Source organism: Paenibacillus cisolokensis (assembly GCF_050481165.1).
GTDB lineage: Bacteria > Bacillota > Bacilli > Paenibacillales > Paenibacillaceae > Paenibacillus_AH > Paenibacillus_AH cisolokensis.
Map to the genome: position 1 here is coordinate 55,638 of NZ_JBCNFP010000005.1, position 20,210 is coordinate 75,847.

Below are 20,210 nucleotides of genomic sequence, written 5' to 3' on the forward strand. Positions count from 1 at the left end.
TTGCGGCCGAAAATATTGCACTTTTGCAACTTTGCTCGCGAGGAGATGCCGAAGAAGCTCCCCGTCCATGCAGGCTATCACTTCGAGCGGCGGAATTCCTCGGTCAGCAGCGGAATGACCTCGAACAGATCCCCGACGATCCCGTAATCGGCAACGCTGAAAATGGGGGCGTCGGGATCTTTGTTGATGGCGACGATAACGCGCGACTGGCTCATGCCGGCCAGATGCTGGATGGCGCCGCTGATGCCGCAGGCGATATAGAGCTGCGGCGTAACGACTTTGCCGGTCTGGCCGATCTGCAGGCCATAACCGCAGTAACCGGCGTCGCAAGCTCCGCGCGACGCCCCGACCGCGCCGCCGAGCACGGCGGCGAGCTCACGCAGCGGGGCGAAGCCTTCCGCGCTGCGCACCCCGCGTCCGCCGGAGACGACGACGTCGGCCTCGGCGAGATCGATTTCGCCGGCGGCGCGGCGCACGGCCGCGCGGACGGCGGTCACAAGCGGCGGCGGTTCGAATGCGAGCGCCGCCACCGTGCCCTGCTGGCCGTCCGGCTCGGCCGGCGGCAGATTGTTCGGGCGCACGGTCAGAACCTGCGTGACGCCCGGCAGGAAGCGCCGCCGCTCGAACGCCTTGCCGGCGTAGAGCGGGCGCGTAAAGGCGAAGCCGCCGCCGTCCGCGTGGACGGCCGTGGCGTCGGCGATGTAGCCGGCGCCGAGAGCGGCGGCCAGCCGGGGCGCGAGATCGCGCCCGATGGCGGTATGGCCGAGCAGCACGGCGTCCGGCCGGACGGTCTCCGCCGCCGCCCGGATGGCGGCGAGGTACAGTTCGGGCGCGTAATCGCGCAGCGCCGGATGATCGGCGACGCAGACGGCATCCGCGCCCCGCGAAGCCAATTCGGCGGCAGCGCCCGCCGCGGGTTCCCCGGGTCCGGCCAACAGGACGTGCACGGACCCGCCGCCCGCGATCAGCTTCGCCGCATGCAGCGCTTCGAGCGCTACGCGGCGCAGCTCGCCGCCCTTGCTCTCCGCAAAGACGAGGCACGTTCGACTCATCCTCAGATCAGCTCCTTTCTTCTTCCTTTCCGTCAAAGTACGGCTTCTTAGTCAAGCTTCTCCGTCAAGGAAACAGCTTCGCTTCCGTCCGCAGCAGCCGGACGAGCTCGGCCGCCTGCTCGGCGGGGCTGCCGGCCAGGCGGCGGCCGGCGGCACGCGGCGGAGGGAGCGAGATGTCCGTCCGCTCGGTCAGCGGCGTCAGCCGTTCTGCGGGCAGGCCGAGCTCGGCAATGTCCACGCGGCGCAACGGTTTGCGCTTCGCCTTCATAATGCCCGGCAGGGACGGGTAGCGCGGCTCGTTCAGCCCTTGCTGCGCGGTTATAAGCGCAGGCAGCGGCACCGCAACCGTGTCGGTGTCGCCTTCCGCGTCACGCTCCACGACCGCCAGCCGTCCACCGCCGCCGTCCGCTTCCAGCTTCAAGCCGACAGCCGCCGACACGTGCGGCAAGCCGAGCCGCTCGGCGACTTGCAGGGCGACGGCACCGGCGCCGCTGTCAATCGCGAACAGACCGGCAAGCAGCACATCGGGCGCCATCGGCCGAATCAGCTCGGCAAGCGCTTGCGCCACGGCCGCTCCTTCGGACAGCCCGGCGTCGTCGAGTCTTACCGCTTCGTCCGCTCCCATCGCCAGCGCCGTGCGCAGCGCTTCCTCGCTGCGCGGCGGACCGCAGGTCACCGCGGTCACCAGGCCGCCCTCGGCCTCGCGCAGCCGTAGCGCTTCTTCCAGCGCATATTCGTCATACGGATTGATGACGAATTTGACGCCGTCCTCGCTGATCCGGTTATCCTGAAGTTTTATTTTTTCTTCCGTATCGAACGTCTGCTTGATCAACACCACGATATTCATGTCGTCCAGCTCCTTCACACGCGCTTTCGCAGTCGACCCGGCCCGTTTCGGGGCCGGCCGCGCTTTCGATGCTACTTATCAAAAATATGACAAATGCCGCATCGTTAGCACCCCGACGGCTAGACGTCATTGAAATTCATGCCCCTTTTCAATGCCAGTGGCAGCGTGTTCCGGTGATACTTCACACGTTGCTTTAGTATCCGGGCATAGTTATCGGCCCTATCGGGCATGTTCGGAAGTTCTTGCTCATACACTGAAGCGACGACTCTTTTTGTAAGCGCTAACAACTTGTCCGCGCAGGAACCGGCCGTCCGGGGGGCGCCTCGGGGCCAGCGAGTAAAGCTGTCTCGGAGTTCTCCTCGGAGTTCGCCTCGGGGGCAGAGGAAAGCCGCCTCGAGATCGCCTCGGGGCTAGCGAGGAAAGTCGTCCCGGAGGTCACCTCGGGGCCAGCAAGGCCGAAACGGCCCTATCCAATATCGGACCCGGGCGGCTTTACGAGAGAGGAGGGATGTCATTGATGGATGCCGCGTTTTGGATCGCGGCGTTAAGGTGGACGCTGTTCGCGGCCGCGACCGTGTGCGCCTGCTATCTGTTCGGGGCCGCCGTCGCCCGGCGGATCGGGTATATGCGCCTCGGCAGGCCGCCTTTTGCGGGAGAGGGCCGGAGCAAGAGCAGCGCCGAACGGTTGACCCCGGCGGCAAACCCCGGCGGGCGAGCCGGCAGCCCCGAAGTCCGCAGCGGCGACTTTGCGGAAGACGCCGGCGGCAACGATAGCGGCACTCCCGGCGGAGGCGGCTTCCGGGACCGGGCGGGCGGGCGCGGCGCGGTCCGGCCCGGAGCCCTAAGCGGCGGCCATGCCGGTCTGCGGGCGGCCGGTGACTGGCTCATGCAGACGTTCGGCCATCGCAAGCTGCTCAAGGATGTTCGCAGCGGCCTGATGCATGCGGTCATGTTTTACGGTTTCATTGTGCTGCAATTCGGCGCGCTTGATCTGATCTGGAAAGGGCTGGCGGGCCGCCCGCTCCCTTATCCCGCCTACGACGCATTTACCCTGGTCCAGGAAGTGACGGCGACGGCCGTGCTGGCGGCCGTCCTGTACGCCGCATATCGGCGGTACGTCGAACGACTGCCGCGGCTGAAGCGGGGATGGAAGCCATCGTATGTCATCTGGTTCATCGGCTCGCTCATGGCGACGGTGCTGCTCGCGCCGGCATTCGAACGGATTGCCGAAGCCGGAACCGGTCTGCCGCCCGCCGGCTATGCGCCCGTATCGTCCGCCCTTGCCGACCTGTTCGCGACGATCGGTCTGGGACCGCCTGCCGCCGCCGCGCTGCATGAGCTGTTCTGGTGGCTGCATCTGCTCGTGCTGTACTCGTTTTTGGTCTACATCCCGCAATCGAAACATTTTCATCTGATTACCGCTCCGGTCAATCTTTGGCTGAAACGCCGGACTCCGCCGGGAAGACTCGCTCCGCTCGATTTGGAGGATGAATCGGCCGAGTCGTTCGGAGCGGGGGAGATCGGCGATTTTACCCGCAAGCAGCTGCTCGATTTGTACGCCTGCGTGGAGTGCGGGCGCTGCACCAATGTATGCCCGGCATCGTCCACCGGCAAGCTGCTGTCGCCGATGCATCTGATCACCAAGCTGCGCGACCATTTGAACGAGCGGGGGGCGGCCGTAACCGGCAAGTCCCCTTGGGTACCGGAATGGCTGTTTGCGAGCGGACGGCGCTTCGATAGCGGGGACGGGGCGCACCGGATGGCGGCGGTCAAACCGCATTGGGCGGAGTTGGGGACTCGGGGAGGAACGGCGATCGCGCCGACGATGGCGGCCCAGTTGCAAGGCTGGACCAAGGCAGACCGGCAGCCGGACGAAGTGGAACTGGTCGGGGGCGTCATGACGCCGGACGAAATTTGGGCCTGCACCACCTGCCGCAGCTGCGAGGAGCAATGTCCTGTCGGCAATGAGCATGTGGACAAAATCGTCGACCTGCGGCGTCATCTCGTGCTGATGCAGGGTACGCTGCCGGCCGACGGGCAGCGGGCATTGCAAAATATCGAGCGGCAGGGCAATCCGTGGGGGCTGCCGCGCGCCGAACGAAGCGGCTGGATGGCCGAATGCGAACGGCGAACCGGCGTTGCCGTTCCGTCCGTGCAGGAGCTGCACCGCCGCGGCGAACGGCCGGAAATCGTGCTGTGGGCAGGATCGATGGGCGCTTACGACAACCGGAGCCGCCGCGTGCTGTTCGATCTTGTCCGGCTGCTTGATGCGGCCGGGGTCCGCTTCGCTTCGCTCGGGTCGGAAGAGCGGAATTCGGGGGATACGGCGCGGCGGCTCGGCAACGAACTGCTGTTTCAGGAGCTTGCCCGCGAGAATATCGCCATTTTGAAAAAATACGGCATCACCCGCATCGTGACCGCTTGCCCGCATACGTACAATACGTTCCGGAACGAATATCCGGATTTCGGTCTGCCGTCCGGCGTGCGGGTGGAGCATCATACCGAAATGCTGGCGAATCTTGTGGCGGAAGGAAAGCTGAAGCCCGTTCATCCGGTCAGGGAGACGGTCGCGTATCACGATTCCTGCTATTTGGGGAGGTATAACGGCATTTATGATCCTCCGCGCGCCATCATCCGCTCCATTCCGGGCATTGCGCTCAAGGAGATGGAGCGTTCCCGGGAGCGGGGGATGTGCTGCGGAGCAGGCGGAGGCTTGATGTGGATGGAGGAGAAGGGAGGCGTCCGGGTGAACGAGGCGCGAGCGGCCCAGGCGCTTGCCGTCGGACCTACCGTCATCGGCTCCGCGTGCCCGTATTGCCTGACGATGATGGAAGACGGCATCAAGCTGCTGGAGGCGGAGGAAACGGTCAAGGCACGAGATGCCGCGGAGCTGCTCGCGGCCGCCGTCTTCGGCGAACCGTTGGCCGGCTAGCCGGAAGCAGGCGAAAGAAGGCGCAGGTAGCAATGTGCCGGATGCCGAACCCGGAATTTAGCTGAATAAACGTTTAAGGAGGTTGAATATTCGTGACGTCAACGCATCGTCCGATTCGGCGGGCGGCGGTTGTCGGATCGGGCGTTATGGGCGCGGCCATCGCCGCCCATCTGGCCAATGCCGGCATGTCCGTCCTGCTGCTCGATATCGTGCCGGATCGTCTGACGCCGGAGGAGGAACGGCGCGGCCTTACGCTCGCCGATCCCGCCGTACGCAGCCGGCTGGCGAGAGACGCGGTGCAGCGGCTGGCCACCGCCCGTCCGGCGCCGCTGTACGATCCTTCCTTTGCGAATCGGATTGCAACGGGCAATTTGGCGGACGATCTGGCGGCATTGGCCGATGCCGATTGGATCGTTGAAGCGGTCGTCGAACGGTTGGACGCGAAACGCGCCGTGTTGGCGCAGATCGACGGCGTGAGGCGGGATGATGCCATCGTCAGCACGAACACGTCCGGGCTGTCGGTGACGGCGCTGGCAGAAGGGAGGTCGAAGACGTTCCGCCGCCATTTTCTCGCCTCGCATTTTTTCAATCCGCCGCGTTATATGAAGCTGGTCGAGCTCGTTCCCGGTCCGGACACCGACCCTGCCGCCACCCAGCGGCTGCGCGACGTGTGCGAACGGCGGCTCGGCAAAGGGGTGGTCATCGCGCGAGACACGCCCAATTTCATTGCGAACCGGATCGGTACGTTCGGGATGCTTGCAACATTGGAAGCGATGACCGCATTCGGCCTGACCGTGGAGGAAGCCGATGCGCTGACCGGTCCGGCGATGGGGCGTCCCAAGACGGCGACGTTCCGCATGCTCGATCTGGTCGGGCTCGATACGCTTCTGCATGTGGTCGACAACGTCAGGGAGCGCAGCGAAGACGAGGCCGAACGGGCCGCTTTCACCCGTCCCGCCCTGCTTCAGCGGCTGGTCGACCGGGGCCGTCTCGGCGAGAAGAGCGGCGCCGGGTTTTACCGCAAACGGAAAAGGGCGGACGGCGCGAGCGAAATCGAGACGCTCGATTGGACGACGCTGGAATACAGGCCGAAGCGGGAAGCGGCCTCGCCGGTGATCGAAGCGGCCAAATCGGCGAAAGGTACGGCGGCCAAAGTGAAAGCCTTGCTCAGCGCCGATCCGGGCCATCCGCATGCGAAGTTCGCCTGGACGTCGCTGAAGCGGACGCTGCTGTATGCGGCCGGACTGGTCGGAGTTATCGCCGACGATATCGGTGATATCGACCGGGCGATGCGCTGGGGCTTCAATTGGGAGCTCGGTCCTTTTGAGTTGTGGGACGCCATCGGAGCGGAGGCTGCCGTTAAACGGATGAAGGCCGAGGGCGACGCGGTGCCGGCATGGGTAACCGAGTGGCTTGCCGCAGGCCATGCCGGCTTTTACCGGGAGGAGGGGGCGGTACGGTACCATTTTTCGCATGGACGCTACAAGGAAGAAGAGGTTCAGCCGGACGAAATCCGGCTCGACAGGCTCAAAGCAGCAGGAAAGACGGTGCTTGGCAATGCGGGCGCCTCGCTTATCGACATCGGGGACGAAGTCGTGTGCCTCGAATTTCATTCGCGCAACAATGCGATCGGAAGCGACATACTGGCCGCCATCCGGGATAGCGTCGCGGAAGTCGAGCGCAATTGGCGCGGTCTTGTGCTGGCGAACGAGGGACGCAACTTCTGCGTCGGCGCCAACCTGATGCTGCTGTTGATGGAAGCCCAAAGCGGGGAATGGGATGAAGTCGAGGAGATCATCCGCTACTTCCAGGACAGCATGCTGCGGCTCAAGCGTCTCGACCGTCCGGTCGTCGCCGCCCCGCACCGGATGACGCTCGGCGGCGGGGTCGAAGTGTGCCTGCCCGCCGACCGGATTGTGTTCTCGCCGGAAACGTATTTCGGACTTGTGGAGACGGGCGTCGGTCTTATTCCGGCAGGCGGCGGGTGCAAGGAGGCGGCCGCGCTGGCGGCTGCCCGCGCCGGAGAAGGCGGGGATTTGCAGCCGCATCTGACTGCGCTGTTCGAGACGATCGCGATGGCCCGCACCTCGACGAGCGGACACGAGGCGTTTCGTCTCGGTCTGACGCGGCCGGGGGATGCCGTGGCGGTCCGCCATGACGGCCGCATTGCGGAAGCGAAGCGGGCGGTGCTGGAGCTGGATCGGGCGGGATATGCGCCGCCCGCCGCGGATGCCCGCATCCGGGTGGCCGGCCGCGACGGGCGGGCGGTGCTGGACACGGCCGTTCACTCCATGCGGCTCGGCGGCTATATCAGCAGCCACGATGCGCTGATCGCCGGCAAGCTGGCGCATGTGCTGACGGGCGGCGATGTGGCTCCGGGCGCCGAGGTGAGCGAGGCGTATTTGCTCGACCTCGAATGCGAAGCGTTCCTCAGCCTGTGCGGCGAACCGCTGACGCAGGAGAGAATGCGCCATATGCTGGCGACCGGAAAGCCGCTGCGAAACTGACAGATGCGCCGGCAGTTTTGCGCGGGCGTCTGCGCGAGACCGGGGCCGCGGCCGCGCTCGCGCGTGGATAGGGCCCTGCAGGTGCGCAAGCAGCGCCCCGGCCGGTCGCCCGCGCGTGGATAGGGCCCTGCAGGTGCGTAAGCAGCGCCCCTCCCTCAGCCAGTCGCACGCGCACCGGCTAGTTCGTGAAAGGAGGAATCAGCTTATGGAAGCATCGTCTCAACCGCAATCGCGGGTGGGCGGCCGCGAGCGGCCGTTCGGCCCCGCGCATCCGCGCGATCCCGTCATCGTGGCGGCTGTCCGCACCGCTGTCGGCCGGGCGAAAAAAGGCAGCCTCGCCGAAACGAGGGCGGAGGATCTCGGCCGCGCCGTCCTCGCCGCCGCTTTGGAGCGGGTGCCCGGCCTCGGGCCCGGCGACATCGAAGACGTCATTATCGGCTGCGCCATGCCGGAGGGGGAGCAAGGGCTGAATTTCGCGCGCATCATGGCGCTGTATGCCGGGCTGGACGCCGCGACGCCGGCCGTCACGGTCAACCGCTTCTGCGCTTCCGGGCTGCAGGCGATCGCCATGGCGGCGGACCGCATCCGGCTCGGCTATGCGGACGCGGTGGTGGCCGGCGGAGTGGAGAGCATGAGCCATGTGCCGATGACCGGCTTCAAGTTGTCTCCGCATCCGTACATTGCCGCCACGATGCCGGAGGCGTACATGGGAATGGGCCATACGGCCGAAGAGGTGGCCCGCCGCTACGGCGTTACCCGGGAAGCGCAGGATGCGTTCGCGGCGGAGAGCCATCGGCGGGCGGCGGCGGCCATTGAAGCGGGACGATTCCGGGACGAGATCGTGCCGCTTGCCGTACGCCGTTCCGGCGTGGACGACAGCGGCCGGCCATGGTCCCGCGAGTTCGTGTTCGATACCGACGAAGGGGTGCGGCCGGACACGACGCCCGAGCGGCTTGCGGCGCTCAAGCCGGCCTTCGCCCGGGAAGGCACGGTGACGGCCGGCAATGCGTCGCAGATGAGCGACGGAGCGGCGGCTGTCGTGGTCATGAGCCGCGAGCGGGCGGACGCGATCGGCGCGAAACCGCTCGCCGTGTTCCGCGCCTTCGGCGTCGTCGGCGTTCCGCCCGAAATTATGGGCATCGGGCCGGTGAAGGCGATTCCGCTGACGCTGCGCCGGTCGGGACTGACGGTCGAACAGATCGATCTGTTCGAACTGAACGAAGCGTTCGCGGCGCAATGTCTGGCGGTTATCGAGCAGCTCGCGCTCGATCCCGCCAAGGTGAACGTCAACGGCGGGGCGATCGCGCTCGGCCATCCGCTCGGCTGCACGGGGACGAAACTGGCGGTATCGCTCGTTCATGAGCTGAACAGGCGCGGCGGCGGAATCGGAGTCGTATCGATGTGCGTCGGCGGCGGGATGGGAGCGGCCGGCGTGTTCGAGGTCGAGGCATAGCCCATGCGATACGGAAAGGAGCGGACGGTATGAAGGATAGTGGGCGAAAGGGCGGCTGGTTCACGATCGAGAATGTTTCGCCGGCGTCGGTTGTGACCCCGGAAGATTTTACAGAGGAGCAGCTTCTGATGGCGGATGCGGCGCGGGCGTTTCTGGAAGGCGAGATCCGTCCTGTCGATGCCCGCATCGAAGGGCTGGACTACGAACTGACGGTGGAGCTCATGCGCAAAGCGGGAACGCTCGGCCTGCTCGGGGCGGATGTGCCGGAAGCTTATGGCGGACTCGGCCTTGACAAGGTCAGCACGACGCTGCTGGCGGAGACGCTCTCCCCGGCATCGTCGTTTGCGCTGTCCGTCGGCGCGCATGTCGGTATCGGCACGCTGCCGATCGTCTTCTTCGGTACGCCGGAGCAGAAAGCGAAGTATCTTCCCGAGCTGGCGACAGGGGCGAAAATTGCGGCGTACTGTCTGACCGAACCGGCCTCGGGCTCGGATGCGCTCGGCGCCCGCACGACCGCGCGGCTGTCGCCGGACGGCTCGCATTATGTGCTGAACGGCTCCAAGCTGTACATCACGAATGCCGGCTTTGCCGATCTGTTTATCGTGTACGCCAAGGTGGACGGCGAACATTTTACTGCGTTCATCGTCGAGCGCTCGTCGCCGGGTCTGAGCGTCGGACCTGAGGAGCATAAAATGGGCATCAAGGGCTCGTCGACCTGCCCGCTCTACTTCGAGGACGTCCGGGTGCCGGTCGGCAACGTGCTCGGCGAAGTCGGAAAAGGCCATCTGATCGCCTTCAACATTTTGAACATCGGCCGGTTCAAGCTCGGCGCGGGCTGTCTCGGCACCGCCAAGGAGACGATCGCGCTCGCTTCCGCCTATGCCAATACGCGCAAGCAGTTCGGACAGAAAATATCGAGCTTTCCGCTGATCGGCGCGAAGCTGGCGGAAATGAACACCGCCACCTATGTGCTGGAAAGCATGGTGTACCGCACGGCTGGGCTGATCGACGAGACGCTCGCCGGCGCCGATCCCGACGCGCCGGATGCGGGCATGCAGGCGGCAAGAGCGATCGGGGAATACGCGCTCGAATGCTCGATCATCAAAGTGTTCGCCTCCGAAGCGCTCGATCAGGTGGCTGACGAAGGGGTGCAAATTCACGGCGGCTACGGCTATATCCGCGAGTACAAGGTCGAGCGGATCTACCGCGATTCCCGCATTAACCGCATTTTCGAAGGGACGAATGAAATTAACCGGATGCTTATTCCCGGCGCGTTGATGAAGAAGGTGCTGAAGGGCGAATTGCCGCTGCTGCGCAAAGCGCGCGCCCTGCAAGAGGAATTGCTGCGGCCGCAGCCGCTGCCGGCATTCGACGGCTTGCTCGGCAAAGAGAAGTACCGGCTCGATCAGGCGAAAAAGATATTTCTGGCCGTTGGCGGCCAGGCGGTGCAAAAATACGGTCCGCAGCTCGAGCAGGAGCAGGAGGTGCTGTGCGCGCTGGCGGATATGATGATTCAGATTTACGCAATGGAGAGCGCGCTGCTGCGTACGGAAAAAATGCTGCAACGCGCCGGAGGCGCGCACGACGAGCGGAGCGTGCCGGACAGCGCCCGCAACGCCGTACGGATGAGCGCCATCTTCGTCCAGGAAGCGATGGAGCGGATAGAATCGCTCGCCAAACGGACGCTCGCTGCGCTCGAGCAGGGCGACGGGCTGCAAGTCCAGCTGTCGGTGCTCAAAAAGCTGACGCGCGCCCCGCTCGCCGATACGATTGCGCTGAAACGGGCCGTCGCCGCCCGCGTCATTGCCGCCGAACGCTACGTGGTATAGAGGAGGAGGGACGCGATGGAACGAAGCGAACAGCCGCAGCGCCGCCCCTGGCTCCGTCACTATCCGGCGGAAGTGCCGCCGGAGCTCGATTATCCCGATTGCGGCATCCCGCAGCTGCTGCGGGATGCCGCCGCGAAGCACCCCGATCGGCCGGCGCTTTATTTTCTCGGCAAGAAGACCGCTTACCGGCGGCTGCTGGCGGACGTCAACCGGATGGCGGCGGCCCTCTCGTCGCTCGGCATCGCCAAGGGCGACCGCGTCGCCATTATGCTGCCGAACTGCCCGCAGGCCGTCACGGCTTACTTCGGAGCGCTGTCGATCGGCGCCATCGTCGTCCAGACGAACCCGCTCTATATGGAGCGGGAGCTGGAATACCAACTGGCCGACAGCGGAGCGTCGGCGATCGTTACCCTTGATCTGCTGTATCCGCGGCTCTCCCGGGTGCGGGGGGAACGCCCCGAGTCCGGTCCGCTGCCCGAGCTTAAACATGTCATCGTCACGTCGCTGAAGGATGCGCTGCCGTTTCCGAAAAACGCGCTTTATCCCCTGAAGCAGCGCAAGGAAGGGTTCCGCGCCGACATTCCTTACGGCAGAATGGGCGTGCATGCTTACCGCCGGCTGCTGGCCGGCGCTGCGGGCGAGCCGCCTGAAGTGCCGCTCGATCCCGCGGCCGATCTGGCGCTGCTGCAATATACGGGCGGCACCACCGGCAGGCCGAAAGGGGTTATGCTGACCCACCGGAATCTGGTTGCCAATACGGTGCAGACGGCGGCCTGGTGCTACCGGACGGTCGGCGGCAGCGAGCGTTTTCTTGCGGCGCTTCCGCTCTTTCATGTCTTCGGGCTGACAGTGCTGATGAACTATTCGGTCTTGCGGGCGGGGCTGCTTATTTTGCTGCCGCGCTTTGAACCGGATGCGGTGATCAAGACGATCAGGCAGAAGCGGCCGAACATTTTTCCGGGAGCACCGACCATGTACGTGGCCTTAAATCATCACCAGGATGCCAGGACGGCCGACCTGTCGTCGATCGAGGTATGCATCAGCGGCTCGGCGCCGTTGCCGCTCGACGTGCAGGAACGGTTCGAGAAGCTGACCGGCGGCCGGCTGATCGAAGGATACGGGCTGACCGAAGCGTCCCCCGTCACCCATGCCAATCCGATCTGGGGGCTGCGCAAAATCGGGACGATCGGCGTGCCGTTCCCCGATACGGACGCCGCCGTCGTCGATCCGGCGACAGGCGAGCCGGTGCCGGCCGGCGAGATCGGCGAGCTCGTCGTCAAGGGTCCCCAGGTGATGCAAGGCTACTGGCAGCGGCCGGAGGAAACGGCACTGGCGCTGAAGGGCGGCTGGCTTCATACGGGCGACTTGGCGACGATGGATGCGGACGGTTATTTTACGATTATTGACCGGATCAAGGACGTCATCATTGCCGGAGGGTTTAACGTGTATCCGCGCGAAGTGGAGGAAGTGCTGTATGAGCATCCGGCTGTCCGCGAGGCGGCGGTCGTCGGGGTGAAGGACGCCTACCGCGGCGAAACGGTCAAAGCGTTCATCGTGCTGCGGGACGGCTGGCAGGTGTCGCGTCCCCAACTTGACCGGTGGTGCCGGGAGCGGCTGGCGGCTTACAAGGTGCCCCATCTATACGAATTTCGCGACTCGCTGCCTACATCGATGGTGGGCAAGGTGCTGCGGCGAAAGCTGCTGGAGGAAGAAGAGTCGTAAAGGAGCGTGCCGCATATGGCTGGCGAAAACTGGTTTGTGCAGCAGGCCGATCAGGCGGGCCATCTGACAAGGCTTGCCGCGTCCGCCCAATCGACGTTCTGGGGGCTGCTCGGCTGCGAAATCGTGCAGGCAAAAGCCGGTAAGGCGACGATCTGTCTGGAAACCCGGGAGCAGCATCTGAACCTGATCGGCATCGTTCATGGCGGCGTCATCGCTTCTTTGCTCGACAATGCGATGGGGCTTGCGGCCATGATGGCTTATCCGGACGACCAAATCGTAACCGCGCAGCTGGGCGTCCACTTCTTGACGAGCAGCCGGGGCGGCATCCTGGTTTGCGAAGCGGAGCAAATTCACCGGTCGCCCCGGACGCTGACCATGCAAGGAAAAGTCATCGGCGACGATGGGGAACTGGTGGCTTGGGGTACCGGAGCGTTTCGGCGAAAGGCGAAAAAAGAATAAAATGTGACAGTCCTCGACATCTCATTGCTTGCCCCCATTTGTTTCGATATAATAACCTATATATGGAAAATAACGACTCGCCCGGCGAGGGCGGGCCGTTTTTGTATGGAAAGGGGGCGGGATTATGGAAGCGGTGGAAGGCTGGGTGACGACGCTCGGGCTGATCTTCGGCATAGCGGTGGCGTTATTGGGGGTGGTCGCTTATCTGCGCATGTTTCGAAAAGGCACGGGCGGTCCCGCCTTTCCCCATTCGGAAGAACCTGCGGACCCGGCTGGAAAACAGGATGTCCGGGCGGAGCCGCATTCGAGCGACGAAGCGGACGGAAATCGGCGGTGAACGGTCGTCCGCTCATGTTCTCTTTTCCCGTGGAGCTTAAAGTGTTATAATAGTTAGAAAAATTGAAACATTCTTGTACCTCGGCGCACCATGGGATTGCCTGGACCGGAAGGGGATTGGCGGTCTTGAGCCGCGTATATTCTTGCCCTTCTGCCATTGTAGGGCGACTATCCAACGATAGGGGAGGAGATTTCATGGCCAAGCATAGCCAGAATGAAGTCAAAGAAAGCCTGAAGGAACTGACGCGAATTTTTCAGCCCAAGGATCCTCGCAAGTTCGTTCGCGATTATATCCGCAAGTACCGGATTACGGGCGGATACGAGGATGAGCTTACCCTATTGGTGGAGCATGAGCTCGGCAAGATGAATTCCGGAGCCGACAGCTTGTGATTGAAGACGGGTGACCCCGGCAGGCTTGTTCGTTCAGTCTGAGGGGTTGCCCTTATTTTGTGTCGGACAAGCTTGCAGCATGTATTTTTTTGTCTCTTCGGCAGGAAATTCACCGGATAATCGCCAATAGTAACGATCATACAACTGCGCAAAGGGATGAAGCGAATTGATGAAAAAGCCGGACATATTGCGGAAAGTGGCGGATGCGGGTGTCGTGGCGGTGCTGCGGGCCGACTCGCCGGAGGATGTCGCGCGGATGGCGCGCCATGCCGTCAAAGGCGGGATCAAGGCGATCGAGATTACGATGACGGTGCCGTTCGCGCTGCGGGCGGTCGAACAGCTGGCCGGGGAGTTTTCCAGCTCGGCTTCTCCGGATGACGAGAACTATGCGATCATCGGCGTCGGAACGGTGCTGGATCCGGAGACCGCGCGGGCGGCCATTATGGCCGGTGCCGAATTCGTTGTAGCGCCTTCGCTCAATCCGGACACGGTGAAATTGTGCAATCGGTATTGCGTGCCGGTCATGCCGGGAGCCATGACGATCGGGGAAATTCAGAGCGCGCTGGAGCTCGGCGTCGATATCGTGAAGCTGTTTCCAGGCAACGCGTTCTCGCCCGGCATCATTTCGGCGATCAAGGGGCCGCTGCCGCAAGCGAATATTATGCCGACGGGCGGCGTATCGCTTGCGAACCTGAAAGAGTGGATTCAGGCCGGAGCGGTGGCGGTCGGCATCGGGAGCGATTTGACGAAGGAAGCGGTGAAAACCGGCGACTATACGTTGATCGAGCGGCAAGCCGCCGCTTATATGGAAGCGTATCGGAACGCTGTCCGGCGCTGAGAAGCGCAGGCGGCGGGGATGCGGCATGCCGCCGGACAGCGGCTCAGAGGAAGCGGGACGTCTCGGAGACGTCCCGTTTTTGGCCATGATCGGTTGCCGCAATTAATCCCCCTTCCGTTCGGGCAACAATAGGATAAAAGGAAAAGGAGGAGATTATCGATGGCAGAACAGAACGGTTACCGGATCGAGAAGGATACGATGGGGGAAGTGCGGGTTCCCGCCGATCGCTGGTGGGGCGCGCAAACGCAGCGCAGCCTCGAAAATTTCCGCATCGGCACGGAACGTATGCCGATCGAAATTGTAAAAGCGCTGGCGCTGGTCAAAAAGGCGGCCGCGCAGGCGAACTTGAAGCTCGGCGTGCTGGGGGCCGAACAAGCCGAAGCGATCGCCCGCGCGGCGGATGAAATCGCGGATGGACGGCTCGACGACCACTTCCCGCTCGTCGTCTGGCAGACCGGCAGCGGTACGCAGACGAATATGAACGTCAACGAAGTCATAGCCAATCGCGCCAACGCGCTGCTGGCCGATCAAGGGTCTTCGCTGCGCATCCATCCGAACGACGACGTCAACCGGTCGCAAAGCTCCAACGACACGTTCCCGACCGCGATGCATATTGCGGCAACGCTGGCGGTGGAAGACATGCTGCTTCCGGCGCTGGAAGAGCTTCGGTCGACGCTGGATGCGAAAGCCCGCGAATTTGCGGATGTCGTCAAGATCGGCCGGACGCATCTGCAGGACGCGACGCCGCTGACGCTCGGCCAGGAAATCGGCGCCTGGCGCGAAATGCTGAGCAAAACGGGGGACATGATCCGCTCGGCGGCCGAAGGCTTGAAGGAGTTGGCGCTCGGCGGCACGGCGGTCGGCACCGGGTTGAATGCCCATCCCGATTTTGCCGCTGTCGCGGCCGCGGAAGTAAGCGCGCTTACGGGCAAAGCTTTCGTTACCGCCCCGGACAAGTTCCATGCGCTGACCAGCCACGATCAGCTCGTATTCGTTCACGGCGCGATGAAGGCGCTGGCGGCCGATCTGATGAAGATCGCCAATGACGTTCGACTGCTGGCCAGCGGCCCGCGCAGCGGAATCGGCGAAATCATCATTCCGGCCAACGAGCCGGGCAGCTCGATCATGCCGGGCAAAGTCAATCCGACGCAGAGCGAGGCGCTGACGATGGTCGTCTGCCAGGTTATGGGCAACGACGCGGCCATCGGCTTCGCGGCCAGCCAAGGGCATTTTCAGCTTAATGTGTTCAAGCCGGTCATCGCGCATCTGTTCCTGCAATCGGCCGGTCTGCTGGCGGACGCGATGCGGTCGTTCAACGCCAACTGCGCCGTCGGCATCCGGCCGAACAAGGAGGCGATCGCGCGCAATCTGGAACGTTCGCTGATGCTGGTCACCGCCCTGAACCCGTATATCGGGTACGAGAACGCGGCGGCGATCGCCAAGCGCGCTCATGCCGAAGGCTTGACGCTGAAGGAGGCTGCCGTGGCGAGCGGCTTGCTGAGCGCGGAACGGTTCGACGAAATCGTGCGGCCGGAGCGAATGATCGGCCCCTCCGCTTGACCTTCACGCTGCGGCAACGTTTATGCTCTTCTCGAACGAAACGATGACGAGAGGAGAGCTTGAGAAGATGCATGGCGCCAAAACGAGAACGATCATTCGGAATGTCCTCATTATGACGATGAAGGAAGGGGACCGTCCGTTTCGCGGGGACATTGTGCTGGAAGGAAGCCGTATCGCTTCGGTAGGACCAAGTGTTACTTCGCAACACCCCGGTGACGAAATCATATCCGGTGAAGGGATGGCGGCGATGCCGGGGCTGATCAATGCGCATCAGCACAGTCCGATGACTCTGCTGCGGGCCTTCTCCGACGATCTGAAGCTGATGGATTGGCTGGAGCGCAAAATGTTTCCGGCAGAAGCCCGGATGACCGAAGAAGATATCTACTGGGGCGCGCAACTGGCGATGGCGGAGATGATCCGCTCGGGAACGACCGCGTTCGCCGATATGTACATTCATATGGAACAGATTGCGACGGCAGTTGCGGAGACGGGCATGCGGGCTTCACTTGCGCGCGGCCTCGCATTGGCGGAGGATGACGGCGGCAAGCGGCTCGCGGAGGGCTGGGATTTGATCGAGCGATGGTCGGGCCAAGCGAACGGGCGCATCACGACGATGCTCGATCCCCATTCGCCGTATCTCTGCCCGCCGGAGCCTCTCAAGGAACTGATCGGTGAAGCCGGCCGCAAGCGGATTCCGATTCATATCCACCTGGCCGAGACGGTCGAGGAAACCGCGATCATACGGGAACGTTACGGCAAGACGCCGACGGAATATTTGCATGACCTCGGGCTGTTCGACGAAGCGCATGTGCTGCTCGCGCATGCGGTTCATCTGTCGGCATCAGACATCCGTCTGCTGCGCGGTATGCGGGGCGGGGCGGCTCATAATCCGGTCAGCAATGCGAAGCTCGGATGCGGCATTGCGCCGGTCGCCGCCCTGATGGAGCAAGGGGTGGCCGTCGGCATCGGGACCGACGGCGCGGGCAGCGCGACGACGCTCGATATGTTCGCGGAGATCAGGGCCGCGGCCTGGCTGCAGAAGCTTGCGGCTCAGGACCCGACCGCACTGCCGGCGGGGCGGGCGCTGCGCATGGCGACGGCGGGCAGCGCCCGGCTGCTCGGCATCGACTCGGAGGTCGGGACGCTAGAAGCGGGGAAGAAGGCCGACCTGCTGCTGATCGACCTGCGGCAGCCTCATCTGCAGCCGCTTCATGATCCGGAAGCGGTTATCGCATACGCCGCGGCGGGCGGCGACGTGGACAGCGTATTCGTCGACGGCGTGCCGCTTATGCGGTCGCGCCGGCTGCTGACGATCGACGAGGAGAAGCTGCTTGCGGAAGCTGCCGTCCGCGCCGCGCGCATCGTGGAAGGCGTCTGAGGGCCGTCTAGCCGATCCGCTGGCTGCACTTCTTCCGTCTGCGAAAGAAAACGACGATGCCGGCGATGAGAAGGAGCAGCAATCCGCCGCCGGCAGCCGCTATCACGCCGGCGCGCGGCACGGCCGCCTCCATCTCCAGCACATTCGGCTCGAATAGCGATAGCTGCCAGCTGATCGTTCGGCCTCCGTCGGCAACCTGATCGGCGTTATGATCCGACCATCGGATCGGCAGCGTGACCGCGACGCGGAGGGAAAGCTGGCGCTCCGCCAGGGTGCGGGCAGCGGATTGCAGCAAGCCGAGCCGTTCTTCAAGCTGCCGGCGCGCGGTCTCCGGCACCCATTCCAGCGGATCCGCTTCGATCCGAATCCGGTGTTTGACCGTAAACAGCCGCTTTTCGGTTGAATGGTCGACACGAAGGCCGGGAACGGCCGGAAATTCGCCGTTCCCGCTCAATTCTTCCCTCGTAAAATGGCGGCTGGCCGTAAACCCTGCCATTCCATCCGTTTCCGGCTCCTCGACCGTCATGTTCCAGCGCTTCAGCCGCTCCGCCAGCCGCATCGGCAAATCTTCCTGCCCGACGGTCCGGAGAACGGCGGGGGCGATTTCCGTCTTCACTTTCAAATCGGCCGACCCGTCGAGATTAACCGTTACATGCGCCTCGCCCGAAGCGCATCCGGACAGCGCCGCGATGACCGACAGCAGCGCAGCGCACAGCAGCAGGCGAATGGGCGCCTGTCGTTTCATGGGAAGCTCCACCTGCCTTAAGCTTATGTCTTCAAGCCGAGAATTGCGCAATTATAATTGCATGATGCAAAAATCAGTTTAGCCTTGATCCGCCCATAACGCAACGAAAAGCCCCTGACGCCGTTAGTCGCCGGCCATGCCCGCAGCCCGTTCGTATGGTATGATACGGATAGCGATACGAAACAGAAAGCGAAGGTGCCTGCTGTTATGCATCTGTTGTCCGTTGAACAAGTCACGAAGAGCTACGGGGATAAAACGCTGTTCCGGGACGTCTCGTTCGGTGTCGCGGAAGGCGACCGCATCGGGATTATCGGCATTAACGGCACCGGCAAGTCGACGCTGCTGCGCATTATCGCGGGAGAGGAGCCGGCCGACGGCGGTCAGGTCGTCATTCCCGGGCGCGTCACGGTGCGCATGCTGCCGCAGGATCCGTCGTTCGACGACGGGATGACGGTGCTGGATTATGTGCTGGCCGGCGATTCGCCGCAGCTGCGGGCGGTGCGCGAGCATGCCGAGGCGACGGCGGCGCTGGCGCTGCAGCCGTCCGACGAAGAGCTGCAGCGCCGCGTGCTGCGGGCCGCGGAAGCGATGGATGCGCTTGACGCCTGGCAGCTGGAGCATGAGGCTCGAACAGCGCTCTCGAAGCTCGGTCTGCGCCAGTACGGTGCAAAGCTGGGGGAGTTGTCCGGCGGCCAGCGGCGGCGGGCGGCGATGGCGGCGGCGCTGCTGCAGCCGTCCGACGTGCTGATTCTCGACGAGCCGACGAACCATATCGACAATGAGTCGGTCGCCTGGCTGGAGAGCGTGCTCCGCAAGCGCAAAGGGGCGCTGCTGATGGTGACGCACGACCGGTATTTTCTCGATCGGGTGACGAACCGGATTCTGGAGCTGGACAAGGGACGCTCCTATTTTTATACGGCCTCATACAGCGGTTTTCTGGAGCAGAAGCTGGCGCGCGAGGAGCGGGAGGAGGCGGCGGAGGCGAAGCGGCAGTCGCTTATGCGAAGTGAGCTGGCATGGATTCGGCGCGGCGCGAAGGCGCGAACGACGAAGCAGAAGGCGCGCATAGCCCGGTTCGAGGCGCTGAAGGCGCAGGAGGCGCCACGGGCCGGGGGCAAGCTGGACCTTTCCGTCGCTTCGGCCCGGCTCGGGAAGAAGGTTATCGAGCTGGATCGCGTCGGCAAACGCTATGGCGGGCGGACGCTGTTCCGCGATTTCAGCTGCATTGTCGTACCGGAGGAGCGGATCGGCATTATCGGCGCCAACGGCAGCGGCAAGTCGACGCTGCTCAAGCTGATCGCCGGCCGTCTGCAGCCGGATGAAGGGGAAGTGACGATCGGCCCGACGGTGCGCATCGGCTGGTTCTCCCAGGAGCGAGAGGAGATGGACGAATCGCTGCGCGTCATCGAATATATCCGCGAAGCCGCCGAGCAAGTGCGGATCGCGGACGGTTCGACCGTATCGGCTTCGCAAATGCTGGAACGCTTCCTTTTTCCGCCCGCCATGCAATGGACGCCGATCAGCAGATTGTCCGGCGGCGAGAAGCGCCGTCTGCAATTGCTCCGGGTGCTGATGGACGCTCCGAACGTGTTGCTGCTGGACGAGCCGACGAACGATCTGGACATCGCCATGCTGTCGGTGCTGGAGGACTATCTGGACGATTTCCCCGGCGTCGCGCTGATTGTTTCGCACGACCGCTATTTTTTGGACCGGACGGTCGACCGGCTGCTCGTATTCGAAGGGGACGGCTCGATCTCCCGGCACGAAGGGAATTATTCCGATTATGCGGAGCGGTCCGGACGTCAGGAGAAGGAAACGGAACGCGGGCAAGCGGACGTTTCCGGCGGCCGCAAGCGCGAGCCGGCGCCATCGTCCTCCGGCGCGGCGCCGGGCGCCCGGCGGCTGCGCATGTCGTACAAGGAGCAGCAGGAATTTGAACGGATCGACGGGTGGATCGCAGAAGCCGAGGAGAAGCTGCGGCTCGTAAACGAAGCGATGGAGGAAGCAGGCAGCGACGCTGTCCGGCTGCAGGAGCTGCTCCGGGAGCAGAACGAGCTGGAGGCCCGGCTCGATGCGCTGATCGAGCGGTGGACTTATTTGAACGAATTGGCGGAGCGGATCGCCGCCGGGGAAACAGCGGAGCAAAACCGTTAACAGAAGGA

The 20,210-nt window shown here is 63.9% G+C and carries 15 protein-coding genes; 12 read left to right on the top strand and 3 right to left on the bottom strand.

The window, feature by feature from the left end:
- Nucleotides 1-77: 77 nt before the first annotated feature.
- A complete protein-coding gene (locus tag ABEV74_RS01165; RefSeq protein ID WP_430142875.1) occupies nucleotides 78-1,052 on the bottom strand; it encodes an electron transfer flavoprotein subunit alpha/FixB family protein in 975 nt (324 codons plus the stop codon).
- A gap of 64 nt (nucleotides 1,053-1,116) precedes the next feature.
- Nucleotides 1,117-1,899, bottom strand: a complete 783-nt coding sequence (locus ABEV74_RS01170; RefSeq protein WP_430142877.1) for an electron transfer flavoprotein subunit beta/FixA family protein — start codon at nucleotides 1,897-1,899, stop codon at nucleotides 1,117-1,119.
- A 517-nt stretch (nucleotides 1,900-2,416) separates the two neighbouring features.
- On the opposite strand from ABEV74_RS01170, the gene ABEV74_RS01175 reads away from it, so the two are divergent.
- The 11 genes from ABEV74_RS01175 (at nucleotide 2,417) to ABEV74_RS01225 (ending at nucleotide 17,303) form a co-directional block, all read left to right on the top strand.
- Entirely contained in the window at nucleotides 2,417-4,831 is a 2,415-nt protein-coding gene (locus ABEV74_RS01175) for a (Fe-S)-binding protein (RefSeq protein WP_430142878.1), read from the top strand.
- 146 nt (nucleotides 4,832-4,977) lie between these two features.
- A complete protein-coding gene (locus ABEV74_RS01180) occupies nucleotides 4,978-7,338 on the top strand; it encodes a 3-hydroxyacyl-CoA dehydrogenase/enoyl-CoA hydratase family protein (RefSeq protein ID WP_430142910.1) in 2,361 nt (786 codons plus the stop codon).
- A gap of 205 nt (nucleotides 7,339-7,543) precedes the next feature.
- Nucleotides 7,544-8,791, top strand: coding sequence for a thiolase family protein (locus ABEV74_RS01185; RefSeq protein WP_430142880.1), 1,248 nt, complete (start codon nucleotides 7,544-7,546; stop codon nucleotides 8,789-8,791).
- A 29-nt stretch (nucleotides 8,792-8,820) separates the two neighbouring features.
- Nucleotides 8,821-10,620, top strand: a complete 1,800-nt coding sequence (locus tag ABEV74_RS01190) for an acyl-CoA dehydrogenase family protein (protein WP_430142882.1) — start codon at nucleotides 8,821-8,823, stop codon at nucleotides 10,618-10,620.
- A 15-nt stretch (nucleotides 10,621-10,635) separates the two neighbouring features.
- Nucleotides 10,636-12,342 carry a long-chain-fatty-acid--CoA ligase gene (locus ABEV74_RS01195; RefSeq protein ID WP_430142884.1) on the top strand — a complete coding sequence of 569 codons (1,707 nt, stop codon included), beginning with the start codon at nucleotides 10,636-10,638 and terminating at the stop codon, nucleotides 12,340-12,342.
- 15 nt (nucleotides 12,343-12,357) lie between these two features.
- Nucleotides 12,358-12,801, top strand: a complete 444-nt coding sequence (locus ABEV74_RS01200; RefSeq protein WP_430142886.1) for a PaaI family thioesterase — start codon at nucleotides 12,358-12,360, stop codon at nucleotides 12,799-12,801.
- Nucleotides 12,802-12,925: 124 nt separating this feature from the next.
- Nucleotides 12,926-13,138, top strand: coding sequence for a hypothetical protein (locus tag ABEV74_RS01205; protein ID WP_430142887.1), 213 nt, complete (start codon nucleotides 12,926-12,928; stop codon nucleotides 13,136-13,138).
- A 194-nt stretch (nucleotides 13,139-13,332) separates the two neighbouring features.
- Nucleotides 13,333-13,527: a hypothetical protein gene (locus ABEV74_RS01210; protein ID WP_430142889.1), complete on the top strand. Its 195-nt coding sequence runs from the start codon at nucleotides 13,333-13,335 to the stop codon at nucleotides 13,525-13,527.
- A 169-nt stretch (nucleotides 13,528-13,696) separates the two neighbouring features.
- Nucleotides 13,697-14,365, top strand: a complete 669-nt coding sequence (locus ABEV74_RS01215) for a bifunctional 2-keto-4-hydroxyglutarate aldolase/2-keto-3-deoxy-6-phosphogluconate aldolase (protein WP_062496102.1) — start codon at nucleotides 13,697-13,699, stop codon at nucleotides 14,363-14,365.
- A 159-nt stretch (nucleotides 14,366-14,524) separates the two neighbouring features.
- Nucleotides 14,525-15,925 carry a class II fumarate hydratase gene (fumC, locus tag ABEV74_RS01220; protein ID WP_430142891.1) on the top strand — a complete coding sequence of 467 codons (1,401 nt, stop codon included), beginning with the start codon at nucleotides 14,525-14,527 and terminating at the stop codon, nucleotides 15,923-15,925.
- A gap of 67 nt (nucleotides 15,926-15,992) precedes the next feature.
- Nucleotides 15,993-17,303 carry an amidohydrolase gene (locus ABEV74_RS01225; protein WP_430142893.1) on the top strand — a complete coding sequence of 437 codons (1,311 nt, stop codon included), beginning with the start codon at nucleotides 15,993-15,995 and terminating at the stop codon, nucleotides 17,301-17,303.
- Nucleotides 17,304-17,310: 7 nt separating this feature from the next.
- Here the strand turns inward: ABEV74_RS01225 and ABEV74_RS01230 are convergent, their stop codons facing one another.
- Complete coding sequence (locus ABEV74_RS01230; RefSeq protein ID WP_430142894.1) at nucleotides 17,311-18,048, bottom strand: hypothetical protein; 738 nt, start codon at nucleotides 18,046-18,048, stop codon at nucleotides 17,311-17,313.
- A 207-nt stretch (nucleotides 18,049-18,255) separates the two neighbouring features.
- Here ABEV74_RS01230 and ABEV74_RS01235 point away from each other — a divergent pair, with 207 nt between their 5' ends.
- A complete protein-coding gene (locus tag ABEV74_RS01235) occupies nucleotides 18,256-20,202 on the top strand; it encodes an ABC-F family ATP-binding cassette domain-containing protein (RefSeq protein ID WP_430142896.1) in 1,947 nt (648 codons plus the stop codon).
- The last annotated feature ends 8 nt before the right edge of the window (nucleotides 20,203-20,210 follow it).